General features: G+C 69.1%; 14 protein-coding genes and 1 tRNA gene. 6 read left to right on the top strand and 9 right to left on the bottom strand.

Features of this window, described 5'->3' with window-relative positions; translation table 11 throughout:
- The 5 genes from murC (at position 1) to VFK57_11985 (ending at position 6,738) form a co-directional block, all read left to right on the top strand.
- A complete protein-coding gene (murC, locus tag VFK57_12005; protein HET7696426.1) occupies positions 1-1,398 on the top strand; it encodes a UDP-N-acetylmuramate--L-alanine ligase in 1,398 nt (465 codons plus the stop codon).
- 2 nt (positions 1,399-1,400) lie between these two features.
- Positions 1,401-2,231, top strand: coding sequence for an FtsQ-type POTRA domain-containing protein (locus tag VFK57_12000; GenBank protein ID HET7696425.1), 831 nt, complete (start codon positions 1,401-1,403; stop codon positions 2,229-2,231).
- Positions 2,232-2,299: 68 nt separating this feature from the next.
- On the top strand, positions 2,300-3,535 hold the full coding sequence (ftsA, locus tag VFK57_11995) for a cell division protein FtsA (protein HET7696424.1): 1,236 nt from the start codon (positions 2,300-2,302) through the stop codon (positions 3,533-3,535).
- An 11-nt stretch (positions 3,536-3,546) separates the two neighbouring features.
- Complete coding sequence (gene ftsZ, locus VFK57_11990) at positions 3,547-4,794, top strand: cell division protein FtsZ (GenBank protein HET7696423.1); 1,248 nt, start codon at positions 3,547-3,549, stop codon at positions 4,792-4,794.
- Positions 4,795-4,977: 183 nt separating this feature from the next.
- Positions 4,978-6,738, top strand: coding sequence for a radical SAM protein (locus VFK57_11985; GenBank protein ID HET7696422.1), 1,761 nt, complete (start codon positions 4,978-4,980; stop codon positions 6,736-6,738).
- Positions 6,739-6,772: 34 nt separating this feature from the next.
- On the opposite strand, the gene VFK57_11980 is transcribed toward VFK57_11985, so the two are convergent.
- Positions 6,773-7,078 (bottom strand): hypothetical protein, encoded by a 306-nt coding sequence (locus VFK57_11980; protein HET7696421.1) that lies wholly within the window; start codon positions 7,076-7,078, stop codon positions 6,773-6,775.
- 153 nt (positions 7,079-7,231) lie between these two features.
- Entirely contained in the window at positions 7,232-7,612 is a 381-nt protein-coding gene (acpS, locus tag VFK57_11975; GenBank protein HET7696420.1) for a holo-ACP synthase, read from the bottom strand.
- A 7-nt stretch (positions 7,613-7,619) separates the two neighbouring features.
- On the opposite strand from acpS, the gene VFK57_11970 reads away from it, so the two are divergent.
- A complete protein-coding gene (locus tag VFK57_11970) occupies positions 7,620-8,387 on the top strand; it encodes a polyphenol oxidase family protein (protein HET7696419.1) in 768 nt (255 codons plus the stop codon).
- Positions 8,388-8,402: 15 nt separating this feature from the next.
- Here the strand turns inward: VFK57_11970 and VFK57_11965 are convergent, their stop codons facing one another.
- The 7 genes from VFK57_11965 to dnaG all read right to left on the bottom strand — a co-directional run bounded on the left by VFK57_11965 (position 8,403) and on the right by dnaG (position 16,833).
- Positions 8,403-8,903 carry an LEA type 2 family protein gene (locus VFK57_11965; protein HET7696418.1) on the bottom strand — a complete coding sequence of 167 codons (501 nt, stop codon included), beginning with the start codon at positions 8,901-8,903 and terminating at the stop codon, positions 8,403-8,405.
- Positions 8,904-8,959: 56 nt separating this feature from the next.
- On the bottom strand, positions 8,960-11,548 hold the full coding sequence (locus VFK57_11960; protein ID HET7696417.1) for a hypothetical protein: 2,589 nt from the start codon (positions 11,546-11,548) through the stop codon (positions 8,960-8,962).
- Between the two features lie 48 nt (positions 11,549-11,596).
- Positions 11,597-12,016, bottom strand: coding sequence for a ribonuclease HI family protein (locus tag VFK57_11955; GenBank protein HET7696416.1), 420 nt, complete (start codon positions 12,014-12,016; stop codon positions 11,597-11,599).
- Positions 12,013-12,738, bottom strand: coding sequence for a C4-type zinc ribbon domain-containing protein (locus VFK57_11950; protein ID HET7696415.1), 726 nt, complete (start codon positions 12,736-12,738; stop codon positions 12,013-12,015). The genes VFK57_11955 and VFK57_11950 overlap by 4 nt, the downstream gene beginning before the upstream one ends.
- 403 nt (positions 12,739-13,141) lie before the next feature.
- Positions 13,142-13,217: transfer RNA gene (locus tag VFK57_11945), tRNA-Ile, on the bottom strand.
- Between the two features lie 81 nt (positions 13,218-13,298).
- The gene (gene rpoD, locus VFK57_11940) at positions 13,299-15,044 is read right to left on the bottom strand and encodes an RNA polymerase sigma factor RpoD (GenBank protein HET7696414.1); all 1,746 of its coding nucleotides are present in this window, start codon (positions 15,042-15,044) and stop codon (positions 13,299-13,301) included.
- 22 nt (positions 15,045-15,066) lie between these two features.
- The gene (gene dnaG / locus VFK57_11935) at positions 15,067-16,833 is read right to left on the bottom strand and encodes a DNA primase (GenBank protein ID HET7696413.1); all 1,767 of its coding nucleotides are present in this window, start codon (positions 16,831-16,833) and stop codon (positions 15,067-15,069) included.
- Positions 16,834-16,845 lie beyond the last annotated feature (12 nt).

Below are 16,845 nucleotides of genomic sequence, written 5' to 3'. Positions count from 1 at the left end.
ATGCTGGGACGAACGCGGCGGATTCATTTCGTCGGCATCGGCGGGATCGGCATGAGCGGGATCGCCGAGCTGCTGGCCAATCTCGGGTACGAGGTGAGCGGCTCGGATGCGAAGCCATCGGAATTGACCGCGCGTCTGGAAAAGCTCGGGGTGAGAGTCGCGAAAGGACACCATGCGTCGCACGTGCGGGAGGCCGACGTGGTCGTGACCTCGTCGGCGATTCAAGCCGGCAACCCCGAGGTGGACGAGGCCCGCCGCCGCGGCATCCCGGTGATCCCGCGGGCCGAGATGCTCGCCGAGCTGATGCGGCTGCGCTACGGCATCGCCGTCGCCGGCGCGCACGGCAAGACGACGACCACGTCGATGATCGCACTGGTGCTCGAGCGCGCCGGTCTGGATCCCACGGCGGTGATCGGCGGGCGGCTGAGCGCGTTCGGCAGCAACGCGCGGCTCGGCCGCGGGGACTACATGGTCGTCGAAGCGGACGAGAGCGACAGGACGTTCCTGAAGCTCACGCCGTCGATTGCGGTGATTACGAACCTCGACCACGAGCACATGGAGAGCTACGGCAGCTGGGGCGCCCTGCAGCAGGCGTTCGTCGACTTCGCCAACAAGGTGCCGTTCTACGGCACGGTGGTGGCCTGCGCCGACGACGCGCCGGTGCGCGAGCTGCTGCCGCGCATGACCCGCCGGGTGATCACCTACGGGTTCGACGATCGCGCCGCGACGGTGACCGGCCGGGACATGGCGCTGGAGGCGTTCGGCTCGCGCTGCCGCGTCGTGCACGCGCCGCGCGGCGGCGCCGCCACCGATCTCGGCACGCTGCAGCTGCGAGTGCCGGGCCGCCACAACCTGCTCAACGCCCTCGGCGCCGTGGCGGTGGGCCTCGAGGTCGGCATCCCGTTCGCGAAGATCGCCAGCGGGTTCTCGGACTTTCGCGGCGCCGAGCGGCGGTTCCAGCTGTGCGGCGAGGCCGGCGGCGTGATGGTGGTGGACGACTACGGGCACCATCCCACCGAGATCGCCGCCGTGATTGCCGCGGCGCGCGCCGGCCTCGACCGCCGGATCGTGGTGGTGTTCCAGCCGCACCGCTACACGCGCACCCGCGATCTGCTCGACCAGTTCGGCGCCGCCCTGGCCGGCGCGGACGAGATCCTGCTGACGGACGTCTATGCCGCGGGCGAAGCGCCCATACCCGGCGCGACCGCCGAAGCGGTGGAAGCGGCGGTGCGCAAGACGGGCCGGCCGGTCACGCTGGTGAAGGCGCTCGACGACGTTCCGGCGGCGGTCGCCCGGATGGCGCGGCCGCACGACCTGGTGATCACGCTTGGCGCCGGTTCGATCGGCACGCTGCCCGAGCGGATCCTCGAGGCGCTCACCGGAAAGGCGACGGCGTAGGCATGCGGGTCAAAGCCCCTGCGGAAAAGAACTTCCGCCGCGCGCGGACGCGGCCCGGGTCGGCCAGGCGAAGCGCCGGCCTGCTCCGGTACGTCTCGTGGCGGCTGGTGCGCTATCTCGTGGCGGTCACGTTCGTCGCGTACGCCGGCTATACGGCGACCACGCTGGTGCTGCACGCATCCGCGCTGCAGGTCCGCCGGATTGCCGTGCACGGCAACGTGCGCATCTCGAGCGGCGAGGTGCAGGCGATCGTCGACGGCCTCCGCGGCACCAGCATCCTCACCGCGGATCTCGTCGGCTACCGGCGGCGGCTGATGGAATCGCCGTGGATCGCGGACGTGGCGCTGCGCCGCGTGCTGCCGTCGACCGTGGAGATCTTCGTCTCCGAGCGACGCCCGGTCGGCCTTTGCCGCCTCGGCAGCACGCTGTACCTGGTCGACGCCGGCGGCACCCTGATCGACGAGTTCGGGCCCCTCTACTCCGAGTTCGACCTGCCGATCATCGACGGCCTGGTCGCGTCGCCGAGCAGCGGCCAGCCGACGATCGATCCGGCGCGGGCGGATCTCGCGGCGCGCGTCATCGACTCGCTGGCGTCGCGCAACGACATCGCCCGGCGGGTTTCGCAGATCGACGTTCGCGACATCCACGACGCGGTGGTGATGCTCCAGGACGACCCGGCGCTGCTGCACCTCGGCGACGAGAAGTTCCTCGAGCGGCTCCAGTCGTACGTCGATCTCGCGCCGGCGCTGCGCGAACAGGTCAGCGACATCGACTACGTCGACCTGCGCTTCGGTGAACGGGTTTACGTCCGGCCGGCGGCGGTGAAACGGTGAGTGCCCGCTGCTCGAGCGGGTGGGGTAGGTAGCTTCGGCCTTCAGGCCGGAGAGACACGGGGGCATCTGTGGCGCGTAAGGAACGATATCTGGTCGGTCTGGACGTCGGGACGTCGAAGATCGCCGCCATCGTCGGGGAGATGACCGACGATGACGGCCTCGACATCATCGGTCTCGGCCTGGCCGAGTCGAAGGGCATCCGCCGCGGCGTCGTCGTGAACCTCGAGGCGGCGGTCGAGTCGATCAAGAAGGCGATCGACGAGGCCGAGCTGACCGCCGGGGTCGAGATCGACTCGGTCCATCTCGGCCTGTCGGGCGCGCACGTCAAGGCGTTCAACAGCCGCGGCGTGGTCGCCGTCGCCGGGAAGAACCGCGAGATCACCCGCGAGGACGTCCGGCGCGCGATCGACGCGGCGAAGGCGGTGGCGCTGCCGAGCGGGCGGGAGATCCTGCACGTCCTGCCGCAGGATTTCGTCGTCGACGAGCAGGACGGCATCGGCGCGCCGGTCGGCATGACCGGGACCCGGCTCGAGGTGAACGTCCACGTCGTCACCGGCAGCGCCTCGTCGACGCAGAACATCGTCGCGTGCGTGAACCGGGCCGGCGTCGCCGTGCTCGACACCGTGCTCGAGCAGCTGGCGGCGAGCGAGGCGGTGCTCACCGACGACGAGAAGCAGCTGGGGGTGGCGCTGGTCGACATCGGCGGCGGCACCACCGACTTCGCCATCTTCGAGCGCGGCAGCATCTGGCACACCGGCGTGGTGGCGGTGGGCGGCGATCACTTCACCAACGACATCGCCGTCGGCCTGCGCACGGCGATCCCGGACGCGGAGAAGATCAAGCGCCGCTGCGGCTGCGCGCTGTCGGCGATGGTGAGCGAAGACGAGACCATGGACGTGCCGAGCGTCGGCGGGCGCAAGCCGCGCGTGATGGCGCGGCGCATCCTGTCGGAGATCCTGCAGCCGCGCGCGGAGGAGATCTTTCACCTGCTCTGGGACGAGATCCGCAAGGCCGGGTTCGAGAAGTCGCTCAACTCGGGAATCGTGCTCACCGGCGGCGGAGCGATGCTCGAGGGGATGGCGGAGATCGCCGAGCAGATTTTCGATCTGCCGATCCGCCGCGGCGTGCCGGCCGGCGTCGGCGGCCTCGCCGATCACGTCAACAACCCGGCCTTCGCCACGGCGGTGGGGCTGGTGATGTACGCGCACAGAAATCACGTCGGAGAAGTTGCGCGCCCGGTCGGGGCCGGCGCGTTCGGACGCGTGGCCGGCCGGCTGCGCGGCTTGTTCAAGGAGTTCTTCTGATGGAGGGCCGGATGGCTGATCAGAACACGTCCACGCTGCGGTTGAGGCTCGAAGAGGAAGGCCGGACGGGCGCCCGCATCAAGGTGGTGGGGGTCGGGGGCGGCGGCAGCAACGCCGTGAACCGCATGGTGCTGGCGGGGCTCGACGGCGTCGAGTTCATCGTGGCGAACACGGATCTGCAGGCGATCAAGCTCAATGCGGCGCCGCACAAGATCCAGATCGGCAGCAAGCTGACGAAGGGGCTTGGCGCCGGCGCCGACCCGAACGTCGGCCGGCAGGCCGCGCTCGAAGACACCGACAAACTGATCGAGGCGCTCGACGGCGCCGACATGGTGTTCGTCACCACCGGGCTGGGCGGCGGCACCGGCACCGGCGCCGCGCCGGTGATCGCCAGTCTGGCCAGCGAGCTCGGCGCGCTGACCATCGCGGTGGTCACCAAGCCGTTCAAGTTCGAGGGCAAGAAGCGCCAGCTGCAGGCCGAGCGCGGCCTCGACGAGCTGCGCGACTGCGTCGACACCGTCATCACGATCCCGAACGAGCGGCTTCTCGCCACGATCGCGCGCTCGACCTCGCTGAACGAGGCGTTCATCAGCGCGGACGACGTGCTGCGGCAGGCGATCCAGGGCATCTCGGATCTGATCCTGGTGCCCGGGCTGATCAATCTCGACTTCGCGGACGTGAAGACGATCATGGCCGGCATGGGGATCGCGATCATGGGCACCGGGCTGTCCGAGGGAGAGTCGCGGGCGATGGAAGCGGCGCAGCGCGCCGTCTCCAGCCCGCTGCTCGAGGACGCGTCGGTCAAGGGGGCACGCGGCGTCATCATCAACGTCACCGGCGGCGCCGATCTGTCGCTGATCGAGGTCAGCGAGGCGTCGGCCATCATCCAGGAAGCGGCGCACGAGGACGCGAACATCATCTTCGGCGCGGTGGTCGATCCGAAGATGGAAGGCAAGGTGAAGATCACCGTCATCGCGACCGGATTCGATCGGGTCGGCGCGGCGAAGCAGGCCACGGCCTCATCCGCGGCGACGCCGGTGGACCTGCACTCCTACACGGCCTACCAGGCGACGGAGAAGATCGCGGCCGCCGGCGGCGGCGGGGGAGCGCGGCTCAGCGTGACGCGACGCCCCGTCCTCGAGATGCCGGTCGCCGCCGCCGCGTCGGATCCCTCGCACAACACGTTCAGCCCGGGCGCCGAGTTCGAGCCGGTATCGCCGCTCGACGTCCCGGCGTTCCTGCGGCGGCAGAACGAGTAGCCCGGCCTTCGCGGGCGGGCTGGACGGAGCCGGGCCCGCGGCTGTCCAGCTACCGCCGCCTTCCGCCCTGCGGGCCGGGGCGGCGGGGCCGCGGCGTGATGTACACTAGGTATATCCACGGCACGCGGGATCGACGCCGCCTCATACCGCTGTCGCGTACGACAAGTCTCACGTAACTCCTTTATGGCCCAGCGATCCCAGGCCCGCAGCGCGGGACCCGGGCGCGCGAGCGACGTCCTTTCACGCGAAGTCGGCTTCATCCGCAAACCACACGGGGGGCGGCTTCGCGTCGCGCTCGCGTTCCCGAACACCTACTTCGTCGGAATGTCGAACCTCGGCTTCCAGACGGTCTACCGGCTGTTCAACGAGCTGGAGGACGTGGTGTGCGAGCGCGTCTGCCTTCCGCCGAAGCAGGAATTGCAGGCGGCGCTCGCCTCCGGGCAGCCGCTGCGCACGTTCGAATCGGATACGCCGGTGCGCGACTTCGACGTGGTGGCGTTCTCGGTGTCGTTCGAATGGGACTACACCAACGTGTTGTCGATGCTGCGCCTGGCGGGCATCCCGCTCCGCAGCGCGGCGCGCACCCGCCACGATCCGCTCGTCGTCATCGGCGGCGCGGTCACGTTCGTGAACCCCGAGCCGCTCGCGCCGTTTGCCGACGTCATCGCCGCCGGCGAAGGAGAGGTCCTGATCCCGGCGCTCGCCCGCGCCCTCGGCAGCGGCGCCGATCGCGGCGGCCTGCTGCGCCAGCTCGCCGCCGAGCGCGGATTCTACGTGCCGTCGTTCTACGACGTGGAGTACGCCGCTGACGGCACGATCGCCGCGTTCGTGCCGCAGCCCGGCACCGGCGCGCCGCCGGCGGTGAAGAAAGCGGCGGTGAAGAGCACCGAGCGCCTCGATCCCCCGTCCACGCGGATCTTCACCCCCGACACCGAGTTCGGATCGCGCTTCCTGATCGAGGTGGTGCGCGGCTGCGCCAACCTGTGCCGTTTCTGCTGGGCCGGCTACAACTACCTGCCGGTCCGCGCCTTTCCGGCGGACCGGATCCTGGAGCTGGCGCGCGAGGCCCGCCCGCACGCCCACCGCGCCGGCCTGGTGTCGATCGCGCTCTGCGATCATCCCGAGATCGAACGCATCCTCTCGGGGTTGATCGAGATGGGCTACTCGATCTCCCCCGCGTCGCTGCGGCTCGACGATCTCACCGACACGATCGTCGGCATGCTGCACCAGAGCGGCGAACGGTCGATCACCATCGCGCCGGAGACCGGCTCCGACCGGCTGCGGCGGGTGATCAACAAGACGGTGACCAACGCCGAGATCCTCGACAAGGCGGATCTGATCTTCAGGAACGGCATGGAGAACCTGAAGCTCTATTACATGATCGGCCTGCCGACCGAGACCGACGAGGACCTGGCGAGCATCCGCGATCTCACCGCGCAGCTGCGGGACGTCATGATGGCGCACGCCAGGCCGAAAGGCCGCATCGGCCGGATCGTCTCGAGCGTGAACCCGCTGATTCCGAAGCCAGGGACGGCCTACCAGTGGCTGGCGATGGAAGACCCGGCGGTGACCGACCGCAAGGGAAAGCGGCTGCGCACCCTCGTCGCCGATCTCGACAACGTGTACTTCAACATCAAGTCGGAGCGGCACTCGTACTATCAGGCGCTGCTGTCGCTCGGCGACCGGCGGGTGGCGCCCGCGATCGAAGCGGCCGAGCGCAACGGCGGGAACTGGCGCGCGGCGGTGGCCGAGAGCGGCGTCGACGCCGACTTCTTCATCTTCCGCGACCGATCCGGCGACGCGGTCCTGCCCTGGGACATCATCGACGGCGGGATGAAGGCGTCGTTCTTCCGCGCCGAGTTCGACAAGGGGCTGCGGGAGGAATGGACGCTGCCGCCGAAGCGCGCGGCCGAGAACCGGAAGTTCCTTCCGGTCCTCTCGTAGCGCTGCCGTCACGCCGCGCCGCGGCCGCGCCGCGCTACGCCGTCGCCTCGGCCAGCGCGCCGGCGTGCTCGTCATACGCCTCGAGGATCAGATCGCGCAGCCGGTTCTGGGCGGTGCTGTCGCCCAGCGGACGAAGCAGCGCGAACGACCTTCGCTCGCCGTTCACCGAAAACGAGCGCGCCGGGAACGTCACGTTCCGGCCGCCGCCGTTTCTCTTCTCCCACACCGCGAAGCCAATCAGCTTCAGCCCTTCGAGCGGCCCTTCGGAGAAGTGCAGCTCGGCATCCGCCAGCTTTCCGGGCGGATTGCCCTTGTCATTCGACACGATCTTGACCGTCATGGCGAGCCTCCGCCGGGCAGCAGGGCAAGCCTCGCGCCGCCGCCGCGCGCAGGAGCGATGTCTTTGGAAGGAGCGCCGCGGAAAGGACTTGACGCGCGCGCGGGCCGGCGCGCGACGCGGCGCGGGGGCGACAGTGCTAACGCCGGTTGGCGATCATTCGTCCAGCAGGAGCACCTGCGCGAGCGCGAGACCCTCGGAGTGCGTGATGGTCAGCAGCGATCGGCGCCCTCCCATCGCCGCGAACCGGCGGGCCGCGCCGCCCGACAACCGGAGTTGCGGCGGCCCACCCTGACGGAACACTTCGATGTCCTTCCACAACACGCCGCGCGAATGTCCGGTCCCGAGCGCCTTCATCGCCGCTTCCTTGGCGGCGAAGCGGCCGGCGAGGCTGGGAACCGGATCGCGCTGGCGCGTACAATAGGCAATCTCGACGTCGGTGAAGACGCGTCGCAGAAAGCGCTCGCCGTAGCGCGTGAACACGTCGCGCACGCGTGGCAGATCCGTGGCATCCACGCCGAGTCCGATGATTCCCATGATGTCGATGACCGATCCCCAGCCTACCGGCCCGTTCGAGTGGACGCAAGAGCCGTGGGGCCGCGCGCTGCGCTGCACGCGGCTGCCGGCGCCCCATCTGTTCACGTCGCGAGACGTGATCCTGCGCGACAACGCAGGCGAATGGGCCGCGGTCGCGCGGTCGCTCGGCGTCACACCCGATCGGCTGCGGCTCCTCGAACAGGTCCACGGCGTCCACGCCGCCGTCGCCAGGCGCGGTGATGCGCTGCCGGCGGCGCGCCCTGAAGCCGACATCATCGTCACGGACGATCCGTCGATCGCCGTCGGCGTCCGGACCGCCGACTGCGCGGCGGTCCTGCTCTACGACGCCGCCAGGAACGTCGCCGGTGCGGCGCATGCCGGGTGGAGAGGCACCGCGGCGAACGCGGCGGGTGCGGCAGTGCGTGCGCTGCGGGAGCAGTTTGGCAGCCGGCCATCGGATCTGACTGCCGCGATCGGGCCGCTGCTCGGCCGCTGCTGCGGCGAGGTCGGTCCGGAGGTGATCGACGCATTTCGCGCCGGCGGCGCCGATGCCGCGTCGATCGGCCGCTGGTTCGCAGCCGGCCACGGCGATCGATCGCTGCTCGACCTGGAGCGCGCCAACGCGGATCAGTTGACGGCCGCGGGTCTCGATCCGGCGAGAATCTTTGCGTCGGGGCTGTGCACCAGGACCGAGCAGCATCGGCTCCACTCGTATCGCGCCCACGGCCGGGGCGCCGGCCGCCTGCTGGCGGCGATCAGAGTGGATGGCACCTGAAGCGCCCGGGCCGTTTCAGCGGATCGGGACGACGGCTTCGCCGCGCAAGAGCGTCATCGGACCGAACAGCATGTCGCGGCCGATGCGCCCCGCGTCGATGCCGATCGTGCCGTCGAGACGATAAGGCACCGCTTCCCGCGCCAGCACCTTGCGTGCGACGCCGCCCAGCCCCGGCAGATCCCGGAAACTGACGCTGATGTCGATCGGCAGCTCGGTGTCGGCGCCGGCGCCCAGATCCAGACCGAGCGGAAACTCGGCGTCAGCCGCGCGCGCTTCCTCGAGGAACAGCGTCCCCTTCAACGTCCCGAGGCGAATGCCGAACGTATTCGGGTTCGTCACCCGGGTCCAGATCCGCACCCCCGCCCCTTCGAGCCCGAGCACGCGGATCTCCGCCTGTCGTCCGGGGACCTGCTGGAAGCGGGGCGGCTGCACCAGGGCGTTCAGATTCCCCAATGCGCCCGCGCATGCCTGCAGCGCCAGGAGCGCCACGGCCGCAATGACGAGACGGCAACGCATCGAGCGTCCACAGTGCAAAGCCTGCGCCTGACGCCGGCCGCGGACGAGCTTGCGGCTCACGTGATCCAGCGGTTGGTCAGCTCGAGCATCCGCCACACACCGTCGCGCTTTTCGAGGACGATCGTCGCGCCGGAGTAGCCGATCGTGACCGGGACGGCGGCCCTCGTGCGTGCGGCGTCGAGGAAGTCGATCCGGTTGATGCGCGGAAAGGCTTCGAACTCCCACCCGCCCCAATGCCCCGGCATCGCCGGGAAGAACTGTCTCCAGAAGGCGAGCACGTCGAGCGCCGCGCCGGCCGGTTGATTCGGCGTCGACATCACCGAGGCGGGCGCGAAGCGTCTGGTCCCGCCGAGCGCCGTCATGACGGTGTTCAACAGCCGAAGTTGATCGCCGCTCACGAACACGACATTGTCCAGCCCCGGCACGGGGCGGCGAACGCGCACCTCAGTCTGCTGCCCGTCGGAGGTCTTCACCGTCACCGTGCCGGACACCAGCAAGAACGGCGGCGGCGCCGACGGCCAGCGGTGCGAGTCCCATCCGTCAGTCGCGTAAATACCTCCGCCGAGCGGCCTGAACACCGTATTGCGGACGGCGAGGACGTCGCTGTCGAGGGCGGACGGCGCGCCGGCGTCCGCCCCGGCGCTGCCGGTGCGGCATTGCGCCAGCGCCGTCCGCATCGCGGTGCGGGCTTCGTCGATGCGATCGCGCGCCAGCAGGGTCGCGCGCGCGATCCCCGCAATGCACACGGCGTCGTCGTACGGTTCGCGAATGAGTTGCGTGAGCTGCGCCAGCGCCGCCGCCGGATCGGGCGCGGCCGCTTCGACGTTCGCGGCGATGAGGGCCGTCTCGAGCCGCGCGTGATGCGAGAGCGCCCGCGCCTCGCCGGCCAGCGGCGATCGGGGGTATTCGCGCAGCAGCCGCGCGAGCGTCTCGGCCGCTTCGACCCGGCGTTCCTGCTGCAGCAGCCATCGTCCGCGCTCGAGCAGCGGCCCCGAGGGATGTGCGAGCGACGCGCGGAGCTGCGCGACCCGCGCCGTCAGCGCATCGCGGTCGATCGGCGCCGGGGGCTCGAACGAAACGGGCGCGGTTGCGAGCAGGTTGGGCGCCCCTCCCAGCACCAGGTCACGTGCCGAGTATCCGGCGAAGTTCGGATCCCACGCGGCCAGCGCCGCCTCGTGCTCGCGCAGCGCGGCGCCGGACTCGTCGAGCGCTTCGAGGCTGCGCGCCGCGTGTTCGTGGCCGAGCATGCGCGCAATCGGCACGTCGTATCGCGCCGCGGCGCGGTAGGACGCGGCCGCGGACCGCCAGTCGCCCATCGCCGCCTGCGTCGCGCCGACGCGGAGGGCCGCAAGCCATGCGTACGGACTCGACGGATAGCGCCGCACGTAGCCGGTGAAGTGCTCCAGCGCGCCGCCGTAGTCGCGATCCTCGAACTCGAGGCAGGCGAGCGTCGCCAGGGATTTCCGGTGATACAGACCGGTGCCGGCGTCGATCAGGGCGCCGAGCGCGTCGCGCGCTTTCTGGCGCATCGCCGCGCGCCGGCCCGTCTCGTTCACGGCGGTCCGCAGGTAGAACCTCGCCTTCATGAAGGCGAAGTCGGCGCGACCCGTTTCGCCGGCAAGGCGATCGAGCACGCGTTCCACGCGCGGCACCGGATCTCCTTGCGTCTTGTGCAGCTCCGCGAGCTTGGTGGTGAGCAGGTAGCCGATTCGCGACTCGGCGGGATCGGGGCCGTCCGCGTCGATATGCGATTTCGCGAACGCCGCGTATTCGGCCTCGAGCCGCTCGACGTTGGCCGGCGCGATCGCCGGATTCGACGCGAACAGTCCGGCGACGAGTTCGGATGCGCGATCGACCCACTCGCCGCGCGGATAGGCGCCGCTCTCCAGCTCCTTCACCATCGCCAGCACGCGCACGAACCGCTCGGTCGGATCGGATCCGCGCCGTTCCACACCCGTGATCGGCACGTTGACGGAGAGCTGATGCGCGGCGCTGTAGAGAGCCTTCGCGCCGGCCGCTGTTCCACGATGCGCGCGGGCGAACGCCTCGAGCGCGTCGACCTGCTCGTAGCTCGGACGTCCCCGCATCAGCTGGTCGACTTCGGTGAGCCGGGCTTCCTCTGTCCCGGCGTATTCCTGCAGGAAGGTCGCGATCGCCTGTTCGTAGGTGCTGGCCTGCGCCGGGCTGGCCGGCCCGGGGTCGAACATCAGGATCTGGCGAGCCGCCCGCGCGGCGTCTTCCCGATCCAGGCTGCCGAGCCGCAGGCGCGCCTGGCGCGCGATCTCGCGCATCGCCCCCGCGTGGCCGCGCGCGCCGTCGCGGAAGCGGTGGTTGTGCTGCGCGAGCAGCGTCAACGCCGGCAGGAACCGGTCGGGAGACGCCGCCACCAGACGTCCGGCCGCGGCAATCGCGGCGTCGAGGCGCTCGGTCGCGAGGAGCAGGGCCAGGGTGTCGATCGAGTCCGGCTCGCGCGAGAGCGCCCGCGCCGCTGCGGTGAGACGCAGTCCGCGCTGATACGTGTTCAGCAGCGTGAATTCGCAGGCCGGGAATTCAGCCGCCGCCGCCCGATCGGGTTCGGCGCGCTGGGCGTACGCCGGGCCGGAGCACGCCAGCGTCGTGACGAGGATCAGTGACAGCGCGCGCATTCGAGCCGCCCTCCTGGTCTTTTGACACCGCCACGAGGCGGTTGGTCGTCAGGTGCCGGCGCGGAGTGCCGCTTCAGCTTCGTCCATGCCCAGGTTGGACAGCCGATCCGCCTCTTTGTTGAACTCGCGGCGCACGTGCTCGAACGTGACGTCGCCGATGCGCCGGATCAGCGCGCAGGCCTGCAGGAAGAGCGGCTTCAGCCCTTCGTGCTTCACCTTGTATTCACCCCGCATCTGCTTCACCAGCAGCTCGGAGTCGGCGCGGATGTGGACCGTCCGATGGCCGTGTTCCGCCGCCCAGCGAAGCGCCGCGAGCAGCCCGTTGTATTCGGCGACGTTGTTGGTCGCGATCCCCAGCCCGCCGTGGAGCTCCGCGAGCACGCCGCCGCCGGGATCCTGGATGTACACGCCGTAGCCCGCGGGGCCGGGGTTGCCCCGCGCGCCGCCATCGATATAAGCCGTAATCACGAAGGGTGGGTTGCGGTAGCGGGAACGAAAAAGAGAATGCGCTGGCAGCTCTCGCACTGGATCAGCGCCTCGCCGCGGCGGACCTCGTTGTAGATCTGCGGCCGCATGCGGACGTGGCACACGCTGCAGGTGCCGTCCCTGGCTTCGGCGACCGCCTGCCCCTTGCGCTGGCGGGCGACGTGCTCGAACAGCCGCAGCGTGTCGGGCGCCAGCTGCGCGGCGGCCGCGCCGCGCGCCGCCGTCGTCTCGTCCACTCGCCGGTGCAGCGTCATGGCTTCTTCGTCGAGCGCGGCGCGCTCGGCGGCGACCGCCGATTGCTGCGATTGCAGCTCCGCTTCCGCCGCCTTCAGCTCGCGGGTGAGATTCTCGGCCTCCTCCATGCGCTCGAGCAGGACGTCCTCGTGGGATCGGATCGCCGCCTCCGCGGTGGCGATCTCGTGCAGCATGGTCTGGTATTCCTTGTTCGTCTTCAGCTCGAGCAGCTGTCCCTTGTACTTCGACAGCCGGGTCTGGATCGATGCGACCTCCGCCTCGATCTTCTTGCGGTCCGCCTGGTTCGCGGTGAGCCGCTCCTTCACCGCCGCGAGCGCCGCGCCGGCGCGATCGAGCCGCGCCGCGAGCGCCGCCTGCACCGAGGGGATGTCGGCGATTCGGCGGCGCGCGGCATCGATCTCCGTATCGAGCTGCTGCAGCCGGATCAGGTGCTGAATGTCAGGGTTCACGGGAAACGCTGACGATCATATCGCTATTTCTCGAACGTCTCGCCGAAGAAGTTCCCGGCCTTCGGGCTCCCGGCCGGCCGCCTGGAGCCGGGTCGCGGCGTACAGTGCGGCGAGATCGTGATCGCGCGTGCCCGCCTGCCGTCCTTCGTCCGCGCGAATGCGCGTGGCGGACACATCGTCCGGCTTGACCGCGTCCGCCGCCTGCCGCGCAGACGACAGCGATGAACGAAACGGCGACTGCTCTGCGCATGGTGGTGATGACGGTCCGTCTTCGGGGGCCTGCCCCGCCGTAGCTCACGCGCTCCCTGTCAGGCGTGAGCGAAGGCCTGCCACGCCGTAGCTCGCCCGCCTTCGCGGCTGCGCCGCTTCGGCGCGCAGCCTCCGCTGACTCGAGAGCGGAGGCTGGTGGGCCCACCAGGATTCGAACCTGGAACGGGCCGGTTATGAGCCGGCGGCTCTGACCGTTGAGCTATGGGCCCGCCCCCGATAGTAGCGTAAAAAACGAAGGCGGGAGTTTCCTCCCGCCTTTCGTGAGCGGATCGCGGATGGCGGACGGTTCGCTACGTCCGGCCTTCCAGGAACGCCTTCAGCTTGCGCGACCGCGACGGATGCCGCAGCTTGCGCAGCGCCTTGGCCTCGATCTGCCGGATGCGCTCGCGGGTGACCGCGAAGTTCTGGCCGACTTCCTCGAGCGTGTGCTCGCTGCCGTCGCCGACGCCGAAGCGCATCTTGATGACCTTTTCCTCGCGCGGCGTCAGCGTCTTGAGCACCTGGTCGGTCTGTTCCTTCAGGTTCAGATTGATCACCGCGTCGGAGGGAGAGACCACCTGGCGATCCTCGATGAAGTCGCCGAGATGCGAATCCTCCTCCTCGCCGATCGGTGTTTCGAGCGAGATCGGCTCCTGCGCGATCTTGAGCACCTTGCGCACCTTGCTCACCGGGATGTCCATGCGCTGGGCGATCTCCTCGGAGGTCGGCTCGCGCCCCAGCTCCTGCACCAGCGCCCGCGACGTGCGAATCAGCTTGTTGATGGTCTCGATCATGTGGACCGGGATGCGGATGGTCCGCGCCTGGTCGGCAATCGCCCGGGTGATCGCCTGGCGGATCCACCACGTCGCGTAGGTCGAGAACTTGTAGCCGCGGCGGTACTCGAACTTGTCGACCGCCTTCATCAGGCCGATGTTGCCTTCCTGAATCAGATCGAGGAACTGCAGGCCGCGGTTGGTGTACTTCTTGGCGATCGACACCACCAGTCGCAGGTTGGCCTCGACGAGCTCCTTCTTCGCCTGCTCGGCCTGCGCTTCGCCGCGCGAGATGGTCTCGAGCGTCCGCATCAGCTGCTCGGGCTTCTCTTCCAGTTCCGCCGCCATGGCGTTGACCTGGACCTTCAGCTCCTTCTGCTGCTTCAGGAGGTTCTTGCGCTCCTCTTCCTTCAGCTTCGGCCGGCGGTTCTTCATCGTCAGCTGCCGCTCCAGATACGCGATCTGGCGCTGCAGCCGCATCACCGCTTCGACCTTGTCCTTGATCTGGTCGATCATGCGGCGCTTGATCGTCTCGGTGAACTCGATCTTGCGGATCAGGCGCGACACCTCGATCTGCGCCCGCATCGCCTCCCAGCGGACCTTGCGGTACTTGCGCTTCTCCTTGGTGTTGACCCCCTTGGCCGTGTTCTCGAGCTTCTCCTTGCACTTCTCGGAGGCCTGCCAGGCCTTGCGCACCGCGTCGATCTGACGGAGCACCTGCTTCTTGCGATCCTCGATCTTCTCGTCCGTCAGCTCCTCGTCGACGAACGTGACCAGCTCGCGGATGCTGCGCTCGTCGTTCTTGAGCGCGTCTCCCATCTGCATGATCAGGCGCGCGATCGTCGGCGTGCGCGAGATCGACTTGATCACCGCGAGCTTGCCGCGCTCGATGCGCTTGGCGATCTCGACTTCCCCTTCGCGGGTGAGCAGCGGAACCGTGCCCATCTCGCGCAGATACATGCGGACCGGATCGTTCGTCTTGTCGAGCGCCCCCGGCGTGAGATCGAGCTCGAGCTCCTCCGCCCCTTCGCCGGTGCGATCGAGCAGCTTCTCTTCCCGGTAGGTCTTCTCGGAGTCGACGACTTCGATGCCGGCGCTCCCGAACGTGCTGAACAGATCGTCCAGTTCGTCCGACGACGTGATGTCGGCGGGCAGCAGTTCGTTTACCTCGTCGTACAGCAGGTATCCCTTCTCCTTGCCGATGGAGATGAGCTGCCTTACCTCGTCGTATTTTTCTTCGATCGACAACGCGTCCTCCTGAGCCGCCGGGCTCCCCGGCGTCACGCCTCTGTGTCTCTTATGAATGCTAGTGCTTGTCCAACCGCTGGAGCAGGTCTTTCTTGCGCTCCCACAGCGCGATGATCTCGTGTTCGTGCATCGCCGCGCCCGCCTGCTGCAGCCGGTCGATCTCCCGCTGCAGGTCGGCGTTCTCACGGCTGTAGCGAAGCCGTTTCAGGGTCCGGACCGAGTCGAGGGCATCGGCAGGCGCCCCTTTTTCCCGGGCAATCTGCTCGACCAGCGCCGCTTCTCCCTTACTTAGACGCTCCATGAGGGCTTGGGGTACGGACCCCTCGCCCCAATCCTGCAGGGATCGCGCCTGCCGCAGGATCTCCCTGGTCGCCAGGCCCTCCAGGTCGGCCTCCTCGAGCTCGAGCAGGGCGGTCTGCACCCCCTCCGCCTGCCGCATCAGGGCCCAGATCAGGGCTCTTTCGGCCTCTTTCACCTGCCCCATGGACGGCGCCCGCCGCTGCAGGTCGTCGACGTTCGTCTGCCGCTGGACCGCCGCTTTGCGGATTTCCGCGCGGACCACCTCTTCCGTAATCCGCGCTTTGTGCGAAAGTCTGTCTGCAAACTGGTCACGCTGGGCGGCGTCGGGGATTCGCGCCGCCACCGCCAGCATCTTCCCGAGAAACGACCGCCGGCCCTCGTCCGTTGACAGGTCCTCGCCGGCGGCGGACCGATCCAGCAGGTATTCCAGGTACGGCCGCGACCCGCGCAGCAGTTCCTGGTACGCCCCCGCCCCGTACCTCCGGATGTAGTTATCGGGATCATCGCCCGCCGGCAGCATGGCAACGTTGACCTGAAACCCTTCCGTAACCAGCAGTTCGGAGGATCTGGCGGCGGCCCCCTGGCCGGCGGCGTCAGGGTCGAAGCTGAGCACCACCTTGCCCGCAAACCGCTTCAGGAGGCGCGCCTGCGCCGGCGTCAGGGCCGTACCCGAGGATGCGACCACGTTCGTGATCCCCGCCTGGTAGGCCTGGGCCCAGTCGAAGTAGCCCTCGACGAGCACGGCGTACTTCAGACGCCCGATGGACGCCTTGGCGTGATTCAGCCCGAAAAGGGTCCGCCCCTTCACGTAAATGGCCGTTTCCGGCGAGTTCAGGTACTTCGGCTGCTGGTCCGCCTTCATGGCGCGGCCGCCGAAGGCGATGATCGCGCCGGTGTCGCGGCAGATCGGAATCATCAGCCGGTTCCAGAAACGGTCGCGCGTCGACCCATCGTCACGCTTCAGCACCAGCCCGGTCCTGACGAGGACCGCGTCATCGAAACCCTCCTTCGACAATCGCGTGCGGAGGCCGTCGCTGCCCGGAGCGAAGCCCATGCCGAGCAGGTCGATGGTCTCCGCCGACATGCCGCGCTCGGCGAGCATCCGCCGTGCCGCGGCGCCGGCGGGCGCGGCCAGCTGCTCGCGAAACCACGCCGCGGCGACCTCGTGCGCCTTCAACAGCGCTTCGCGCTCGCGCGCGGATTCGCGATCTTCCTTCGCGTCCTCCGCCTCGGGCACGGGGATGCCGGCGCGCGCGGCAAGCTGGCGGACGGCATCGGGAAAGCCGAGGCTGTCCGTCAGTTGAATGAACTTGATCACGTCGCCGCCCGCGTTGCAGCCGAAGCACTTGAACATCTGCCGGTCGCCGTGGACGTGAAACGACGGCGTCTTCTCGCCGTGAAACGGGCACAGTCCCTTCCACGACGCGCCGCCCGCCTTGCGCAGCGGCACGCGCTCCTGCACCACCTGGACGATGTCCACGTGCGACTTCAGGTCCTCGACGAAGTTCGGAGGGAATAGTGGCATTGTGATTATTGC

The organism is Vicinamibacterales bacterium, assembly GCA_035699745.1.
Lineage (GTDB): Bacteria > Acidobacteriota > Vicinamibacteria > Vicinamibacterales > 2-12-FULL-66-21 > JAICSD01.
Note: the sequence above shows the minus strand (reverse complement) of the source record. Positions and strands in the feature narration are given on the sequence as shown.